The sequence below is a fragment of the Streptomyces coerulescens genome (assembly GCF_042657965.1).
Classification (GTDB): Bacteria; Actinomycetota; Actinomycetes; order Streptomycetales; family Streptomycetaceae; genus Streptomyces; species Streptomyces coerulescens.
Genome location: NZ_JBHSKM010000004.1, coordinates 223,264 through 238,862 on the forward strand (window position 1 = coordinate 223,264; position 15,599 = coordinate 238,862).

A 15,599-nucleotide genomic window follows, 5' to 3' on the forward strand; every position below is an offset into this window, starting at 1 on the left:
AGCACGGCAAAGGCAGGTCGGGGGCGGGCAGGGCGCATTCGTCGAGTGGTAGAAGCCCTGCCCAATCGGGGCGAAAGCCGCGGTGAACAGGAGTCCTGCTCCGATTCACCACCCCTGGGTCATCACATGGCGCGATCGGCATTCCTATGATGGGCCCACGACACTCGCGGGCCGCTGCGACCAGGCAGTCCGATGTGGTGCAGATGCGGCGCGATGGTGGAGGGGTCTGATGACTCAGGGGGCCGGTCAGGGACCCGAGGTGGAGCGCACGGCGACGTTGCGCGACTTCCGGGTGCCCGCTTACGTCCACGAGACCGGTCCGTACGCCCACAGCACACACACCGGCGAGGTCGCCCCGCCCCTCGAGGAGACGTATCCCGAGGGCTACACGCCCACACAGCGCGACCTGCCGGTCATCAACCGCGGCGACACTGTCCAGGTGCATGTCGACCCCGCCTCCCTGCCGGCCCAGCAGTCGACGATCGGCGCCGGTGCCCTGTTCGTCGTCGGTGACGTGCACGGCTATCTCGACGAGCTGGTGGCCGCTCTCCAGGAGAAGGGCCTGATCGACTCGGCGGGGAACTGGTGCGCGGGCACCGCACGGCTGTGGTTCCTCGGCGACTTCACCGACCGCGGCCCGGACGGCATCGGCGTCATCGACCTCGTGATGCGGCTGTCCGCCGAGGCCGCGGCGGCCGGCGGCTACTGCAAGGCCCTCATGGGCAACCACGAACTGCTGCTGATCGGCGCCAAGCGCTTCGGCGACACCCCCGTCAACTCCGGCGCGGGCACCGCCACCTTCCAGGCGGCCTGGTTGCTCAACGGCGGCCAGAAGACCGACATGGACCGCCTCCAGGACCACCATCTGCAGTGGATGTCCCGGCTTGACGCCATGGAAGAGGTCGACGGGCATCTGCTCGTGCACTCGGACACCACGGCCTATCTCGACTACGGCGACTCGATCGAAGCGGTCAACGACACGGTCCGCGAGACACTCACACGCAACGACGCCGACGAGGTCTGGGATCTCTTCCGCAAGTTCACCAGACGCTTCTCCTTCCGCGACGAGGGCGGCCCGGACCATGTCCGCTCGCTGCTCGATACGTACGGCGGCACCCGCATCGTTCACGGCCACAGCCCCATTCCGTATCTGCTGGGCGAGGTCGGCTCCGAGGACGGCGAGGACAGCACCAGGCCCCTGGTGGAGGGACCGCACGTCTACGCCGAAGGGCTCGCCATCGCGATGGACGGCGGTGTGACCATGGCCGGAAAGCTGCTGGTCCAGCAACTTCCCCTGGATATCTGAACGTTCACCGGGCAGGCGTCCCCCCACCACGCAGGAACGGAGTACGGCGCAGGCCAGGGCCCAATTTTGGCAAACCCCCTGTCACCCTGTGCCGTCACCGCTCTACCATCGGCTTATCCGTAGCAGGCTCCCCTCCGTTTCTGCCCGACGGCTCGTTGGCATGCGAGCCCCAAGCCCTACGGAGCATCGGGGGATGCACATGAACAGCGTTCCGCAGTACCTGCACAGTGAGGACCGCCAAGAGTACGAGCGGATCCTCGACGAGGCGCTGCGCTCCGCACCACACCGCCCGGAACTGGCCGCTGTGGGACAGCGGCTCAACCCCGAACAGCTGCGCACCATGGCGCTGAACGCCACCGCACTCATCACGGCGGCCGCGGCGACCGAGTACCAGCACTACGTGAAGGTCCGCGAGGAACTGCGCCAGCCGGCGCCGTCCACCCCGTCGTCCTCCCGTGAGTCCGGCTCCACCGAGTCGGGCACGGGCGCGATGGGGCTCGCCACCACCATGGGAGAAGTCGCCGAGACGGCCGGCCCCGGAGTCGTTGCCGTGCTCGCCGTCCTGGCACCCGTCCTCGCGGGCACCGCCGCGGCGATATTCCTGCTCGTCGGCTACATCCTGAAGATGTTCGACCCCGAGCCGGCGTTCGCCCAGACGATGCTCACCACCGGATGGGTGTTCGGCGCCATCGCGGCGGCCGCGATCCTGGTCGCCGCCGTCGGACTCCTGCTCACCGCCCTGCGCAACCGGCCGGCCTTCGACTCGGGGCCGTACGGCGAACTGAGCGAAGAGGTGGCCCGGGCCAGGGAAGCCTGGCGCGAAGCCCTGCTGGAGCGCGGTGTCCTGCCTTTCCTACGGGAGGCACTCGCCGACCCCGGCACGGCGGCGGCACTGCACCGCACGCCACCGACGACACCGGCCGGCCGTATCCCGAACCTCGGCTACGACCGTCCGGGTTTCAGCAGCCCGGACAACGGTGCCGTCCCTGGCCCGCGTCCGAGCTACACGAGCCCGGACTACACGAGCCCGGACTTCGGAGGGCCGGAACACCAGCCGGAGTAGCCCCTCGGCTTGCGCCCCCGCCGTGAGAAAGCCCCGCCAGGGGACCTCCTCGACGGAACCCCGGGGACAACTCCTCGGGGAGGCGCAAGCCGAACAGCCGGCAGAGGCGGGTCGCGACGTCGTTCGAGACGTCGGCCGAGACATCGGTCCGCGATCGCATCAGGCCCGAAGCAGCACAGAGGACCCGCTGACCTGCCGGCTAGAGGTCTGGAAGCCGTTCACCGGCTGTGGGAGAGCGGCCCTCCTCCAGCCAAAAGAGGTAGATCCGCAAGTCCGCGGCCAAGGGCCCGGCCAGGTAGGACTCATAGTCGCGAACGGCACCGGCCAGACCTTGCTGTGGCCAGTCGACGGCTTCCCAGTCCTCGGTGGAGAGGTACTGCGTGATCCGTCCGCGGTCGCGCCACCACTCCCGAACCGCACCGGGTGTCCACCGCGAGTCGCCGTCGCAGCCGTACCCGAGACACGGATCACAATCAGCCGCTTCCACCAGCCGAGTTGTCTCTGCGCGCGTCCGCGGCTGCCGGTAGACGTACTCGGTCAAGTACGTGCCGCCGTAGAGGACGTGGTGGGGAGCGGAGAGCCGACCCGTACGACACGTGTCGGTCTCGCCGCCGTAAAAGGGCCCCGGAACGTTGAGCCAGAGCCGGTCCTCCCAACGGCCTCGAAAGACCTCACGGTCCCTGCCGAGCCGCGCAACGGGGTCGTAGTACAGCGTCACCGGCCAAGAGTAGAAGTCCTGTTCAAACGTCCCCGTCCTGCGGCCGCCCGAAGCGCTGCCCTGTGAAGCCCCTTCCTCTCCAGAGCAGCGCGTTCGTACCGGCGGTCAGTCAGCGATCGGCAGATACACCCGATTACCCGCCGCGGCGAACTCCTGCGACTTCTGAGCCATACCCTCCTCGATCTCCTCCCGGGATCCGCCATGGGTACGGCGGATGTCCTGGGAGATCTTCATCGAGCAGAACTTCGGCCCGCACATGGAGCAGAAGTGGGCCGTCTTGGCGGGCTCGGCCGGCAGGGTCTCGTCGTGGAACTCCCGTGCCGTGTCCGGGTCCAGGGCGAGGTTGAACTGGTCCTCCCACCGGAACTCGAAGCGGGCGTCGGACAACGCGTCGTCCCAGTCCTGCGCACCCGGGTGGCCCTTGGCGAGATCCGCCGCGTGGGCTGCGATCTTGTAGGTGATGACGCCGGTCTTGACGTCGTCACGGTTGGGCAGGCCCAGGTGCTCCTTGGGCGTGACGTAGCAGAGCATGGCCGTGCCCCACCAGGCGATCATCGCGGCACCGATGCCGGAAGTGATGTGGTCGTACGCCGGCGCGACGTCCGTGGTCAGCGGGCCGAGCGTATAGAACGGAGCTTCATCGCAGATCTCCTGTTGAAGGTCGATGTTCTCCTTGATCTTGTGCATCGGGACATGTCCCGGGCCCTCGATCATGGTCTGTACGTTGAAACGCTTGGCGATCTGGTTGAGTTCCCCGAGCGTCCTCAACTCGGCGAACTGCGCCTCGTCGTTGGCGTCCGCGATCGAGCCGGGCCGCAGGCCGTCGCCGAGCGAGTACGTGACGTCGTACGTCGCGAGGATCTCGCAGAGCTCCTCGAAGTTCTCGTACAGGAAGCTCTCCTTGTGGTGCGCCAGGCACCACGCCGCCATGATCGAGCCGCCGCGCGAGACGATGCCGGTCTTGCGGTTGGCCGTGAGCGGGACGTACGGCAGGCGCACACCCGCGTGGACGGTCATGTAGTCCACGCCCTGCTCGGCCTGCTCGATGACCGTGTCCTTGTAGATCTCCCAGGTCAGCTCCTCGGCGCGGCCGTCGACCTTCTCCAGCGCCTGGTAGAGCGGCACCGTGCCGATCGGCACGGGGGAGTTGCGCAGCACCCACTCGCGGGTGGTGTGGATGTTCCGGCCGGTCGACAGGTCCATGACCGTGTCGGCGCCCCAGCGGGTCGCCCAGGTCATCTTCTCGACCTCCTCCTCGATGGAGGAGGTGACCGCGGAGTTGCCGATGTTGGCGTTGACCTTCACCAGGAACCGCTTGCCGATGATCATCGGCTCGATCTCCGGGTGATTTACGTTGGCGGGCAGCACCGCCCGGCCCGCGGCGATCTCTTCACGGACCACCTCGGGAGAGACGTTTTCCCGGATGGCCACGAACTCCATCTCGGGTGTGATCTCGCCCCGGCGGGCGTAGGCGAGCTGCGTGACCGCCTTGCCGTCACGGCTGCGACGGGGCTGGCGCGGACGTCCCGGGAAGACGGCGTCGAGGTTGCGCAGGCCGCCGCGCGGCGAGGTGTGCTTGATCCCGTCGTCCTCCGGACGGACAGGACGACCCGCGTACTCCGCGGTGTCACCGCGAGCGATGATCCAGTTCTCCCGCAACGGGGTGAGCCCCCTGCGGACGTCGGTCTCGGTCAAGGGATCGGTGTACGGGCCGGACGTGTCGTACAGCGTGACCGACTGCCCGTTGGTGAGGTGCACCTGGCGGACCGGCACCCGCAGATCGGGGCGTGAGCCCTCGACGTACGCCTTGTGCCAGCCGATGGACTTCCCGGCCTCCGTGGACGTTTCACCCTGAATGGGCTGTTCGTCCTGGCTGGAGGCAGGCGTGCGCGCGTCCTTGATGGTCATGAGACCTACTCCCTACGCCGGCATTACCCGGTAACAGGTTCGGCGGTCGACGCAGCGGTATCCGTCTGCCGACGTTTCGTGTGAAACATCACTCGCGATGGGTGATGTTTCATGTGAAACATCGCTGGGACGGAGGTCAGCGCCCTCTCAGCCCGGTGCTCCGAGCTCCCGCGTGTACAAAGGTGGCACCACGCTAGCGTCAATTCGGGCGCGCTGAACAGAGGGCCCCCACCGTTCTTGCGATGATCGGGCGGTGACCACGACGCATGAACCTCCGTACCCACCGCCCGATCCGCCCCGCGGTTCGGGCTCCGGAAATGGCCCCGCACGGGGTAACGGCCGTACGGATGGCCGAGGTTCGGGCGTACCCGGAGGCCGCTACGACGGTGGATTCGGCGGTGGCTCCACGGACGGCCCCGACCGTCGCACGGCTGAAACCGGCGGTTGGCACGAGCACGACCTTCGCCCTGGCGGGATGCGGGAGGATCGGGGTGAAGCAGGCAATTGGCATGAATCGGGACCTCGGCCCGGTGGAGCACGGGAGCCTGGGGGCCGAGCTGGTGGCCCGCAGAATCGTGGACGCAGCTCCGGTGGCCCGTACGGGGAGGGAGCTGGTCCGAACAGTGGCTCGTTTGGGCAGGAAACTGGTCCGGGCAGCGGTCCGTACGGACAGGGGACAGGTCCGGGCAGCGGTCCGTACGGACAGGGGACAGGTCCGGACAGTGGTCCGCACGGACCGGGGGCAGGTCCGGTCGGTGGCCCGTACCGGCAAGGCCCCGGCCCAGGTGGCAGCCCGCACGGGCAGGGACCCGGTCCGGGCGATCGTCCCGGTCCCGATGCCGGTGGAGGCCATGGTCACGGTCCCGGATCCGGCGGCAGGCGAGGCGGTGGTGACGGCGGCGGTGACGGTGCCGGCGACGGTCACAGTCACGGGCATGGAGATGGCCCCGGGCACGGACACTCGCACAGCCACGCTCACGGTCCCGCGACTCCCGTCTCCCGGCATCTGCGCAAGGTCATCGCGGCCGTTCTGATCCCGTTCGCCGCCGCGGTGGTGGTGGGTCTCGCGGTGCTGTGGCCGGGCGGTGCCCCGGGGCACGAGCGCACCGGTGTCGGCTTCGACCGGCAGACGCAGCAGGCCACGGTCACCAAGGTCGTCGAGCTGAGCTGCAAGGACGTCAATGCCTCGGGTGTGCCGCCGACCGGCGACACCTCCACCGCAGAGGGCTCCTCCGCCGCGCAGCAGGAGAGCGGCACCTGCAAGAAGGCGACGATCCGGGTCGACACCGGCAAGGACAAGGGCCGTACGTTCACGGAGATCGTGCAGCCCGACCAGTCGCGCCAGTTGCACGAGGGCCAGGAGGTCGTGGTCGCCTACGAACCCTCCGCGCCCAAGGACCTCCAGTACGCCGTCACCGATGTGAACCGTCGCGTTCCGCTGTCGGTGCTCGCCGGCATCTTCGCCATCGCCGTCGTGGTCGTCGGCCGGCTGCGGGGCCTCATGGCCCTGATCTCGCTGGCCATCAGCTTCCTGGTGCTCAACTTCTTCATCCTGCCCGCGATCCTCCAGGGCTCGAACCCGCTGGTCGTGGCAGTGGTCGGGTCGAGCGCGATCATGCTGGTCGCGCTCTATCTGTGCCACGGCCTCTCGGCGAGAACATCGGTCGCGGTGCTCGGCACGCTGATCTCACTGCTGCTGATCGGCATCCTCGGCTCGGTGTTCATCGACTGGGCCGCACTCACCGGCAACACCGACGACAACACCGGCCTCATCCACGGGCTCTATCCGTCGATCGACATGAGCGGTCTGCTGCTCGCGGGCATCATCATCGGTTCGCTCGGTGTGCTCGACGACGTGACGGTCACCCAGACCTCCGCGGTCTGGGAACTGCACGAAGCCAACCCCACGATGGGCTGGCGCGGGCTGTACCGGGCGGGCATCCGCATCGGCCGCGACCACATCGCCTCCGTCGTAAACACCCTCGTCCTCGCCTACGCGGGCGCCGCGCTTCCACTGCTGCTGCTCTTCTCGATCGCGCAGAGCGGCGTGGGTACGGTCGCCAACAGCGAGCTGGTCGCGGAGGAGATCGTGCGCACTCTGGTGGGCTCCATCGGTCTGGTCGCGTCGGTGCCGGTGACCACCGCCCTCGCGGCCCTGGTGGTCTCGGCCGACCGGCCGGAGACGGGCTCGGTGCCGGTCGGTGCCGTGCCGGTGCCCGCGGGCGGCCCGCCGGCCACGGGAAGCGCTCAGCCGGGCCCCGGGAGGGGAGGACGGGGCCGCCGGAGGAAGCGGTGACGCAGGGGTGCTGTGACAACGGAAGCCGTGACTACGGAAGCCGTGTCGGCGGAAACCGTGACCACGGAAGCCACGTCGGCGGAACCGTGACTACGGAAGTCGGCGGAAACCGTGTCAGTGGAAACCCCGCCCTCAAACAGCGTCCCCGGAGTAGGCAGAAGCGGCGCCGGCGACGGGCGGCCAGCCGAGACGTGGCCACCTGAAGGGCGCCGATCCGCTGCGGCCGACTTCACCCATCCGGCGGAGCGCAAAGTACACCCGGCGACAAAGGAGCGCTCCCACGCGCCCCTTGTGCGCCGCTGAAGCGTTACGCCACCCCGCCCCACACCGACGTAACGCTTCAGCCGGCGCTCTGCTCTTCCGCGAGGATGCGGTCCAGGGCCTCGTCGAGATGGGCGTCGAAGTCGGCGAGCGCGCCCTCCTGGCCGAGCGGCACCAGCTTGTCTGTGCGGTCGAGGAAGGCCACCAGAGGCGCCACCGAGGAACGGAACAGCGCCTGGTCGGCACCGACCTGAAGCCGGATCAGAACATCGCCCAGGGTCTCGGAACCGGCAGGTGAGACGCGTACGTCACCCTCCCCGCACGGCCGGCCCACCCCGTCCACCAGCAGCTCCCGACCGAAGGCCCAGGTCACCGGGGCATCCCCGGGCAGGTGGAAGGTCAGCCGCACCGCATAGGGATCGCACGTCTCGTAGCGCAGCTCCACCGGGATGCGGAAAGAGAGCTCCTCGGACACGAGAAAGCTCATCATGACCTCTGCCTGTACGGACTCTCGCATCGCCTACCCCGTCGGTTGCCTTCGACTGGCCGGGACCGGACCCCAGGCCTGGTGGAATCTTGCTGAACGTACACGAGAGATCACAAGGAGTGAGTTTTCAGATACTGATAGAGATCGCCAGTGACCCCAGGAGGCGCCCGACCTCCTCCTGGAGTTGCCGTGCCACCGACAGCAGCCGGTCGGACTGTTGGACGGGCAGGGAAATGGCCATCGTCGCGGCCGTGGTGCCGAGCGTGATCGGGATCGCCGCGCACACCGTGCCCAGCGCGTACTCCTGACGTTCGATCACCGGCTCCATCCGGCTCGTTCGTTCGAGGCGGCGGAGCAGCGAGTTGCTGTCGCGCACCGTGTACGGGGTGATCGACTGCACGGGATGGCGTTCGAGGTGGTCGCGCCGGGCGTCCTCGTCAAGCTGGGACAGCAGGCACTGGCCGATGGCGTGGGCGTGGCCGGTCTCGCGGAAGTCGGCCCATTCCTCGACCGCCGGGTTGCCGGGGGTGTCGGAGACGCACACGACCTCGATCTCACCGTCGCGGTAGTGGGCGTAGTACACGGGCACACCGATGGCGTCGCGGCACTGCGCGAGCGTGTCGGCGACCGTGCTGCGACGTTTCTGCTCGGCTCCGCTGCTGCTCAGCCGTACGGCCGCCTCACCGAGGAAGAACAGCCCTTTGTCGCGCCGCAGATAGCCCTCGTGCACCAGCGTGCGCAGGAGGTGGTACGCCGTCGGCAGTGCCAGGCCCGTCTCGCGGGCGAGTTGCTTGGCGGGGGCGCCGTACTCGTGCTCGGCGACGCGTTCCAGCAGGCGCATCGCGCGCTGGACGGATCCGATGAGGGTCGCGGAGTTCGACGGCTCGGAGGGTTCCGGGGAGGCCTGCCGCGGCACCTGGGGTACGGAGGAGCGCGGCCGGGCCGGGGGTGCGTGGGGGTCTGAGGGTGCGGTGTCTACCTTGGCCAAGGGTCACTCCCGAAGCGCGAGGGGGGCAGCCCGTGCGGGAACACGGGTGGGGTGTACGCCGCTCGCGGGGTCGGTCCCCGCGTCGATTTCCGGACTCTATTGGCCCGCCACCGCCCGCGGACGGCCCGCCCGGGAAACTTCCCTCGCCCGAGGGAACCGGTGATTCCTGTTACCGCCTCCCGGTTCCCACAGTCCTCACCAGTCGCTGCGAGACGACGAACTCGACATGAACTTCCGTACGACGTAGATCAGTCCACCGACCAGTGCCACGAAGACCAGCACCTTGAAGAGCAGTCCGATCACGAATCCGACCACACTGGCTATCAGCCCGCCGAACACGACCAGGGCGATGACCGGCACCGCGATCCACTTCACCCACCACGGCAGTCCTGCGAAGATTTCACGCATCGCCCTTGTCCTTACCTCTCCGCCCGTCCTGTGCCGGGTCCTGATTTCCGTGAATCTGCTGATTCCCTGCACTCGATGCTAGGACGGGCAGGTGCCCCCGCGGGGACCGCACAGCCCTTGTCCTCCCCTGATCGAACCCCTAGGGAACCCCGAGGCCGAAGGTCAGCTCCCGGGCGGAGAGAACACCACGAGCACCCGCAGGTCCTCGCTGATGTGGTGGAACTTGTGGGCGACTCCGGCCGGCACATAGACGACACTGCCGCGTGCCACGTTCGTGGTCTCCATGCCGACGGTGATCTGGGCGCGGCCGCTCACAACGAAGTAGACCTCGTCCTGGTTGTGCGGCTTCTGTGGATCGTGGTCGCCGGCGTTGAGCGCGTACAGGCCGACCGACATGTTCCGCTCTCGCAGAAACTGCAGGTAGGCGCCCTCATTGGCGGCGCGCTCCGCCTCCAGTTCATCCAGCCGGAATGCCTTCATCGCTGTCGTCCGCCCTCATCCCCGTGCTCATGGCCGATCTCGTCTGCCACGATCAGACACATGAAGAATTTCGTAGTCAAGACGATCGCCAACGCGGGCGCCCTGGCGGTCGCCGTCTGGCTGCTCGACAAGATCACCCTCACCGGTGACAGCACGGGCAAGAAGATAGGCACCCTGCTCCTCGTCGCGCTGATCTTCGGCTTGGTGAACTTCCTGGTCAAGCCGATAGTCAAGCTGTTCAGCCTGCCTCTGCTCATTCTGACGCTCGGCCTGTTCACGCTGGTCGTCAACGCGCTGATGCTGCTGCTGACCTCGTGGTTCGCCGACAAGCTCGACCTGAGCTTCCATGTCGACGGCTTCTGGACGGCCGTGCTCGGCGGCCTGATCATCTCGATCGTCTCCTGGGCGCTCAACCTCGCCCTGCCCGACGGGGACTGAACACCCGATGACCTACCGCGTCTGCTTCGTCTGCACCGGCAACATCTGCCGCTCGCCGATGGCCGAGTCCGTCTTCCGCGCCCGCGTCGAGGAAGCCGGGCTCGACGACCGGGTCGAGGTCGACAGCGCCGGCACCGGCGGCTGGCACGAGGGCGACCCGGCCGACCCGCGCACCGTCTCCGTCCTGGAGGAGCACGGCTACGACGGCGGCCACACGGCCCGTCAGTTCCAGCCGTCCTGGTTCGCGCGCCTCGACCTCGTCATCGCCCTCGACACCGGTCATCTCAAGGCCCTGCGGCGCCTCGCTCCGTCGCCGGAGGACGCGGCGAAGGTACGGATGCTGCGTTCTTATGACGCCGCGGCGGGCGACGACCTCGATGTGCCGGACCCGTACTACGGCGGCAGGGACGGTTTCGAGGAGTGCCTCGACATGGTGGAGGCGGCGAGCACGGGCCTGCTCGCCGCGGTCCGCGAGCAAGTGGAGGGACACGCGGCATGAGCGACACGAGCCCCCAGGGGCCGCCTTCCGGCGGCGACGGCACGCGCGCGGTGCGGGCGGGCCTGCCCGAGCCGGTCAAGTACGAGCCGACCCTGCCGGGCCCGGTGTTCGCCGCCCACTATCACCTGCCGGGCGAGCCGACGGGGCCGTACACCTACGGCCGGGACGAGAACCCGACCTGGACCCATCTGGAGCGCGCCATCGGCGAGCTGGAGGCGCCCGGGGAGGACGGCGTCGAGACGCTGGCCTTCGCCTCAGGCATGGCCGCCATCTCGTCGGTGCTCTTCTCCCAGCTGCGGTCCGGCGACACGGTCGTCCTGCCGAACGACGGCTATCAGGCGCTGCCTCTGGCGCGGGTGCAGCTGGAGGCGTACGGCATCGAGGTGCGCACCGCGCCGACCGGCGGGGACGCCCAGCTCCGCGTCCTGGACGGCGCGAAGCTGCTGTGGATCGAGACGCCGTCCAACCCCGGCCTCGATGTGTGCGACATCCGGCGGCTCGCCGCGGAGGCTCATGCGCGCGGCGCTCTCGTCGCCGTCGACAACACCCTCGCGACGCCGCTCGGGCAGCGTCCGCTGGAGCTCGGCGCGGACTTCTCGGTGGCCAGCGGCACCAAGCAGCTGACAGGGCACGGCGACCTGCTCCTGGGGTACGTCACGGGCCGCGACGCCGAGGCCATGTCGGCGGTCCGGCGCTGGCGGAAGATCGTCGGGGCGATTCCGGGCCCCATGGAGGCCTGGCTCGCCCACCGTTCCCTCGCCACGCTCCAACTGCGCGTGGAGCGGCAGAGCGCCAATGCCCTCGCTGTCGCCGAGGCGTTGCGCGACGGGCCGGAGGAGCTCGGGGTGCGCTATCCGGGGCTGCCCGGTGACCCGTCGCACGAGATCGCCTCGCGGCAGATGCGGCGCCATGGCTGCGTGGTGTCCTTCACGCTGCCCACGCGGGCGCGTGCCGAGCGCTTCCTGGACGCCCTGCGGCTCGTCGACGACGCGACCAGCTTCGGCGGGGTGCGTTCCACGGCCGAGCGGCGCGGACGCTGGGGCGGTGACGCCGTACCGGAGGGCTTCATCCGGATGTCCGTGGGCGCGGAGGATCCGCAGGATCTGGTGGCGGATGTGCTGCGCGCGCTGGACGAATCGGCTGGGTGACCGGGGCTGCCGCCCTCGTCCGTCGATGGCTTGATACGTAGAACGGGCGGTCCGAGCCTCCCCCCTCGTGGCTCGGACCGCCCTCGGTTCCGCGCGCGAAGAACCGCGCGAACAAGGCTAGTTGACTCTCTGTCAGTGTCCAATCACAGTAGCGACAGCGACCTATCGACTTATTTATAGTTGGGCCCTGCCCTGGGGGTGGGGAGAAGGGCGGGGAAGGGGAGCGTCGGGTATGGATCTGGCCTTGTTGCGCACCTTTGTGACCGTGCACCGGGCCGGCTCCTTCACCCGGGCCGCCGCGCTGCTGGGACTGTCGCAACCGGCCGTGACCTCGCAGATCCGCACCCTGGAGCGGCAGTTGGGCCGCCCTCTGTTTCTACGGCAGGCCCGCGGCGTGACACCCACGACCATCGGCGACGAGCTCGCCCACAAGGCCGCGCCGCATCTGGACGCCCTGGTGGAGATCACCGAGACCGGTGTCGACGACGAGTCCTCCCTACGAACCCTGCACCTCGCCGGGCCTCCTGAGTTCACGGCCGAGCGTGCGCTGCCCGCGCTCACCGAGCTGACCGGCGAGGACGGCCAGGGCTTCGCGTTACGCGCGTCCTTCGGGAACGCCGAGGAGGCCCTGGAAGGGCTGGCCGCCGGGCATCACGATCTGGCCATCAGTACGGCCCGTCCGCGCGGTGCTCTGCTCACGGCGACTCCGCTCTGCGACGAGGAACACATGCTCGTCGCCGCTCCCCACTGGGTCGACCGGATCGGCGCGGGTCAGCTGCGCCACAAGGGCGCGCATGCCCTGGAGGACGTGCCGGTGGTGGAGGTGCACGAGTCGCTCCCCTTCGTCTCCCGTTACTGGGCTGCGGTCTACGACTCCCGTCCCGCGGCCCCGGGCACGGTGATCGTCCCTGACCTGCGTGCGGTCCTTGCCTGTGCCGTCGCGGGGGCCGGGCTCGCGGTGCTGCCCCGCTATCTGTGTGCCACCGCCCTGGAGCGCGGCGAGGTCGTCGCCCTGCATGATCCGCCGGTGCCGCCGTTGCGGACGTATTTCCTGGTCGTCCGCACCGGCACGCTGGCGATGCCGCATATCGCGCGGGCTCATGAGTGGCTGCTTCGAGCGGCCTCGGACTGGGCGTGAGCAGAGCCTTTCCGGGACATCACCCGGTGAGCTCGACGGGTGACGTTTCGCGATGTTTCACGTGGAACCAGCCGGGCCACATTTCTCCCATGACCGTCCGACCCGTGGTCAAGCGCACCGCACGCGCCGTTCTGCTGGACGGCAACGACTTGATCCTGATCAAGCGCACCAAGCCCGGCATGGATCCGTACTGGCTCACGCCCGGTGGCGGCGTCGAGCCGACGGACTCGACCGTCGTGGACGCCTTGCACCGCGAGGTCTACGAGGAACTCGGCGCCAAGATCACCGATGTGGTGCCCTGCTTCGTCGACACGGTGGAGCACATCGGCGAGGACGGCGGAGCGACCGGTGTAAAGGTGCAGCACTTCTTCGTCTGCCGCCTGGGGACCATGGACCCGTCCTTGCGGCATGGCCCGGAGGTGGACGAGCCGGTCGGCGAGTACGAGATCGTGCGGGTGCCGTTCACCCGGGTCGGGATCGCGTCCGTCCATCTCGTGCCGTTGTCCCTGCGCCACTACCTCGACGGGAACATCGAGGGCGTGCGCGCGATGCACGCGCCCGACCTGGGCTGACATCAGATCGCGGCGACGAGCTCCTCCACCGAGTCATGGCGTATGCGACTGACCGGGATGCCGATGTCTCTCAGTACGTCGACTCCGCTGCGGATCATGCCGGGCGGCCCGGAGACATAGGCGTCGTACTCGGTCCAGGGCCCGTACTCGCGTATGGCTTCGGGAAGCTGGAGCAGTCCCTGCCGGTCCACCACGGGGCGGACCTCCAGCCAGGGGTGGGACTGCTTGAGCCTGAGCATCGTGTCGATGTCGTACAGGTCCTGGTCGGTCCGGGCGCCGTAGAAGACCTCGACCGGTCGCCGATCGCCGTGCTCGGCGACGTCCTCGACCAGTGCCTTGATGGGCGCTATGCCGGTGCCGCCGCCCAGGCAGAGCAGCCCGCTGTCGGTGGTGTGGTCGACGGTCATCGAGCCGCCCGGCGGACCGAGCCGGATGATGTCGCCGGGGCGGGCGCGGTGCACCAGCGCGTTGGAGACCCAGCCCGCGGGCACGGCCTTCACATGGAAGGTCAGCAGGCCGTCCGAGCGGGGCGCGGAGGCGAACGAGTAGTGCCGCCAGACCCTGGGCCACCAGGGCGTCTCCACGCTCGTGTACTGCCCGGCGAGAAAGGGATAGGGCTGGTCGGGGCGGACGGTGAGGACGGCGACGTCCGACGTCCTCAGCTCGTGCGACACGACCTCCGCGTACCACCAGGCGGGGGCGCGCAGTTCGTCGGCCGCCGCGGCGTCGATCATGACCTGCGAGATCGTCGTGTACGCCCGGACCCAGGCGGCCTCCATCTCGCCGCTCCAGACGTCGGGCGCGTACTTGCTGAGCGAACCGATGAGGCACTCTCCGACGGCCGGGTAGTGCTCGGGCCTGGTGCCGTACTTGCGGTGTCCTCGGCCGAGGTTCTGCAGGTAGTCGACGAGGACGGGCTTGTTGTCGATGTGCTCGGCCGCGGTGAGCAGGGCCTTCAGCAGCCGGTCGCGCTGGGTGTCCATCGCGGCGGGGAACAGGGAGCGCAGATCGGGGTGGCGTACGAAGAGCAGCGCATAGAAGTACGAGGTGACCTTGTCGGCCACGGGGCCCACCTCGGCCATCGTCCGGCGGATCAGTACGGCGTCCGGGGAGGCGGGTTGAGCGGGTGCGGGGCGCTGAGCCGGGACGTGCAGCTGGTCCGAGGCCGTCGGCTGCGTGAGGGACGTCGGCTGCGCTAGGGATGTCGGTTGCGCGAGGGAGGTGGGCGCCGTGAGGGGTTCGGACGCCGCGAAAGGGCTGGGGCCCGGCGCTTGGGCCCGTGTTGTGGCCGCCTGAGCGACGGCGTACGGGACTTGGTCTGCGGCCGGAGCGGTGGACGGCGTCGGATGCGGGGGCGGTATGTGGCCCGCCATGGGCGGTTCGGGGGTCGGCGTCGCGGGCGGTGCCCCCGGTTGTGGGGCCGCCGCCCCGTCACCCGCGTGGTGCGGGCGGTCAGGGCCTGACTGGTGGGCGTCGTCGGAGCCGGGGTCACGATCCTGGCCGGCCGGTGGAACCGTGCCGTCGGCGGTCGAGGTCCTGCCCACCGGTCGCATGGCGGCAAGTCGTCGGCCCTCGGTGGGTTCCTGTTCAGTGCCCGGAGTCGTCGCCGGCTGCTTGCGCGGCGTGAACCAGCCGCCCCCGCCGCCGGAAGTGCCGTTGTCGGCCGACGTGGTGGTCGGAGCGTCCATGGTGTGCCTCGCCTCGAACATCTTTCGGTCGGTCTGCGCACTTCCTGATCGGAAGGTGCCTGTTCCCCCGTGACGTCTTGCATTCCCCGTTCGTTGCCGCGATCCGATGCGGCGACATTCAACCCGTATTCACACCCAGTACGGACAAGTAAGTCGAGAGTGTGACATTGGCCGCAGTGCTCTCACCGCAGCATCCCACCG

16 protein-coding genes are annotated in these 15,599 nt (G+C 68.9%); 9 read left to right on the top strand and 7 right to left on the bottom strand.

The window, feature by feature from the left end; genetic code table 11:
* Nucleotides 1-229 precede the first annotated feature (229 nt).
* Together ACFPQ9_RS09415 and ACFPQ9_RS09420 are read left to right on the top strand one after the other, a co-directional pair.
* Nucleotides 230-1,306 (top strand): metallophosphoesterase, encoded by a 1,077-nt coding sequence (locus tag ACFPQ9_RS09415; RefSeq protein ID WP_380849643.1) that lies wholly within the window; start codon nt 230-232, stop codon nt 1,304-1,306.
* 193 nt (nt 1,307-1,499) lie between these two features.
* Complete coding sequence (locus tag ACFPQ9_RS09420; RefSeq protein ID WP_380849646.1) at nt 1,500-2,369, top strand: hypothetical protein; 870 nt, start codon at nt 1,500-1,502, stop codon at nt 2,367-2,369.
* A 199-nt stretch (nt 2,370-2,568) separates the two neighbouring features.
* Here the strand turns inward: ACFPQ9_RS09420 and ACFPQ9_RS09425 are convergent, their stop codons facing one another.
* A complete protein-coding gene (locus ACFPQ9_RS09425; RefSeq protein WP_380849649.1) occupies nt 2,569-3,087 on the bottom strand; it encodes a ferredoxin in 519 nt (172 codons plus the stop codon).
* Nucleotides 3,088-3,192: 105 nt separating this feature from the next.
* Complete coding sequence (gene thiC / locus ACFPQ9_RS09430) at nt 3,193-4,995, bottom strand: phosphomethylpyrimidine synthase ThiC (protein ID WP_380849652.1); 1,803 nt, start codon at nt 4,993-4,995, stop codon at nt 3,193-3,195.
* 722 nt (nt 4,996-5,717) lie between these two features.
* Between thiC and ACFPQ9_RS09435 the strand changes: the two genes are divergently transcribed.
* Together ACFPQ9_RS09435 and ACFPQ9_RS09440 are read left to right on the top strand one after the other, a co-directional pair.
* Nucleotides 5,718-6,029, top strand: coding sequence for a hypothetical protein (locus ACFPQ9_RS09435; RefSeq protein WP_380849655.1), 312 nt, complete (start codon nt 5,718-5,720; stop codon nt 6,027-6,029).
* Nucleotides 6,030-6,046: 17 nt separating this feature from the next.
* Complete coding sequence (locus ACFPQ9_RS09440) at nt 6,047-7,291, top strand: YibE/F family protein (protein ID WP_380849658.1); 1,245 nt, start codon at nt 6,047-6,049, stop codon at nt 7,289-7,291.
* A 340-nt stretch (nt 7,292-7,631) separates the two neighbouring features.
* On the opposite strand, the gene ACFPQ9_RS09445 is transcribed toward ACFPQ9_RS09440, so the two are convergent.
* The 4 genes from ACFPQ9_RS09445 to ACFPQ9_RS09460 form a co-directional block, all read right to left on the bottom strand.
* The gene (locus ACFPQ9_RS09445) at nt 7,632-8,069 is read right to left on the bottom strand and encodes an SsgA family sporulation/cell division regulator (RefSeq protein ID WP_062707976.1); all 438 of its coding nucleotides are present in this window, start codon (nt 8,067-8,069) and stop codon (nt 7,632-7,634) included.
* Between the two features lie 97 nt (nt 8,070-8,166).
* Nucleotides 8,167-9,027 (bottom strand): IclR family transcriptional regulator, encoded by an 861-nt coding sequence (locus ACFPQ9_RS09450; RefSeq protein WP_380849660.1) that lies wholly within the window; start codon nt 9,025-9,027, stop codon nt 8,167-8,169.
* Between the two features lie 195 nt (nt 9,028-9,222).
* A complete protein-coding gene (locus ACFPQ9_RS09455) occupies nt 9,223-9,435 on the bottom strand; it encodes a DUF5326 family protein (protein WP_030820182.1) in 213 nt (70 codons plus the stop codon).
* A gap of 162 nt (nt 9,436-9,597) precedes the next feature.
* Complete coding sequence (locus tag ACFPQ9_RS09460; protein ID WP_380849663.1) at nt 9,598-9,915, bottom strand: cupin domain-containing protein; 318 nt, start codon at nt 9,913-9,915, stop codon at nt 9,598-9,600.
* A gap of 60 nt (nt 9,916-9,975) precedes the next feature.
* On the opposite strand from ACFPQ9_RS09460, the gene ACFPQ9_RS09465 reads away from it, so the two are divergent.
* From ACFPQ9_RS09465 to ACFPQ9_RS09485, 5 genes are all read left to right on the top strand, one after another.
* Complete coding sequence (locus ACFPQ9_RS09465) at nt 9,976-10,353, top strand: phage holin family protein (RefSeq protein WP_380849665.1); 378 nt, start codon at nt 9,976-9,978, stop codon at nt 10,351-10,353.
* A gap of 7 nt (nt 10,354-10,360) precedes the next feature.
* Nucleotides 10,361-10,852, top strand: a complete 492-nt coding sequence (locus ACFPQ9_RS09470) for a low molecular weight protein-tyrosine-phosphatase (protein WP_380849667.1) — start codon at nt 10,361-10,363, stop codon at nt 10,850-10,852.
* Nucleotides 10,849-12,000 (top strand): cystathionine gamma-lyase, encoded by a 1,152-nt coding sequence (locus tag ACFPQ9_RS09475; protein ID WP_380849669.1) that lies wholly within the window; start codon nt 10,849-10,851, stop codon nt 11,998-12,000. The genes ACFPQ9_RS09470 and ACFPQ9_RS09475 overlap by 4 nt, the downstream gene beginning before the upstream one ends.
* 232 nt (nt 12,001-12,232) lie before the next feature.
* Nucleotides 12,233-13,138: a LysR family transcriptional regulator gene (locus ACFPQ9_RS09480; RefSeq protein WP_380849671.1), complete on the top strand. Its 906-nt coding sequence runs from the start codon at nt 12,233-12,235 to the stop codon at nt 13,136-13,138.
* 89 nt (nt 13,139-13,227) lie between these two features.
* Nucleotides 13,228-13,710, top strand: coding sequence for an NUDIX domain-containing protein (locus ACFPQ9_RS09485; protein WP_380849674.1), 483 nt, complete (start codon nt 13,228-13,230; stop codon nt 13,708-13,710).
* A 2-nt stretch (nt 13,711-13,712) separates the two neighbouring features.
* Here ACFPQ9_RS09485 and ACFPQ9_RS09490 read toward each other — a convergent pair whose 3' ends face one another.
* Nucleotides 13,713-15,398 carry a globin domain-containing protein gene (locus ACFPQ9_RS09490; protein WP_380849677.1) on the bottom strand — a complete coding sequence of 562 codons (1,686 nt, stop codon included), beginning with the start codon at nt 15,396-15,398 and terminating at the stop codon, nt 13,713-13,715.
* Nucleotides 15,399-15,599 lie beyond the last annotated feature (201 nt).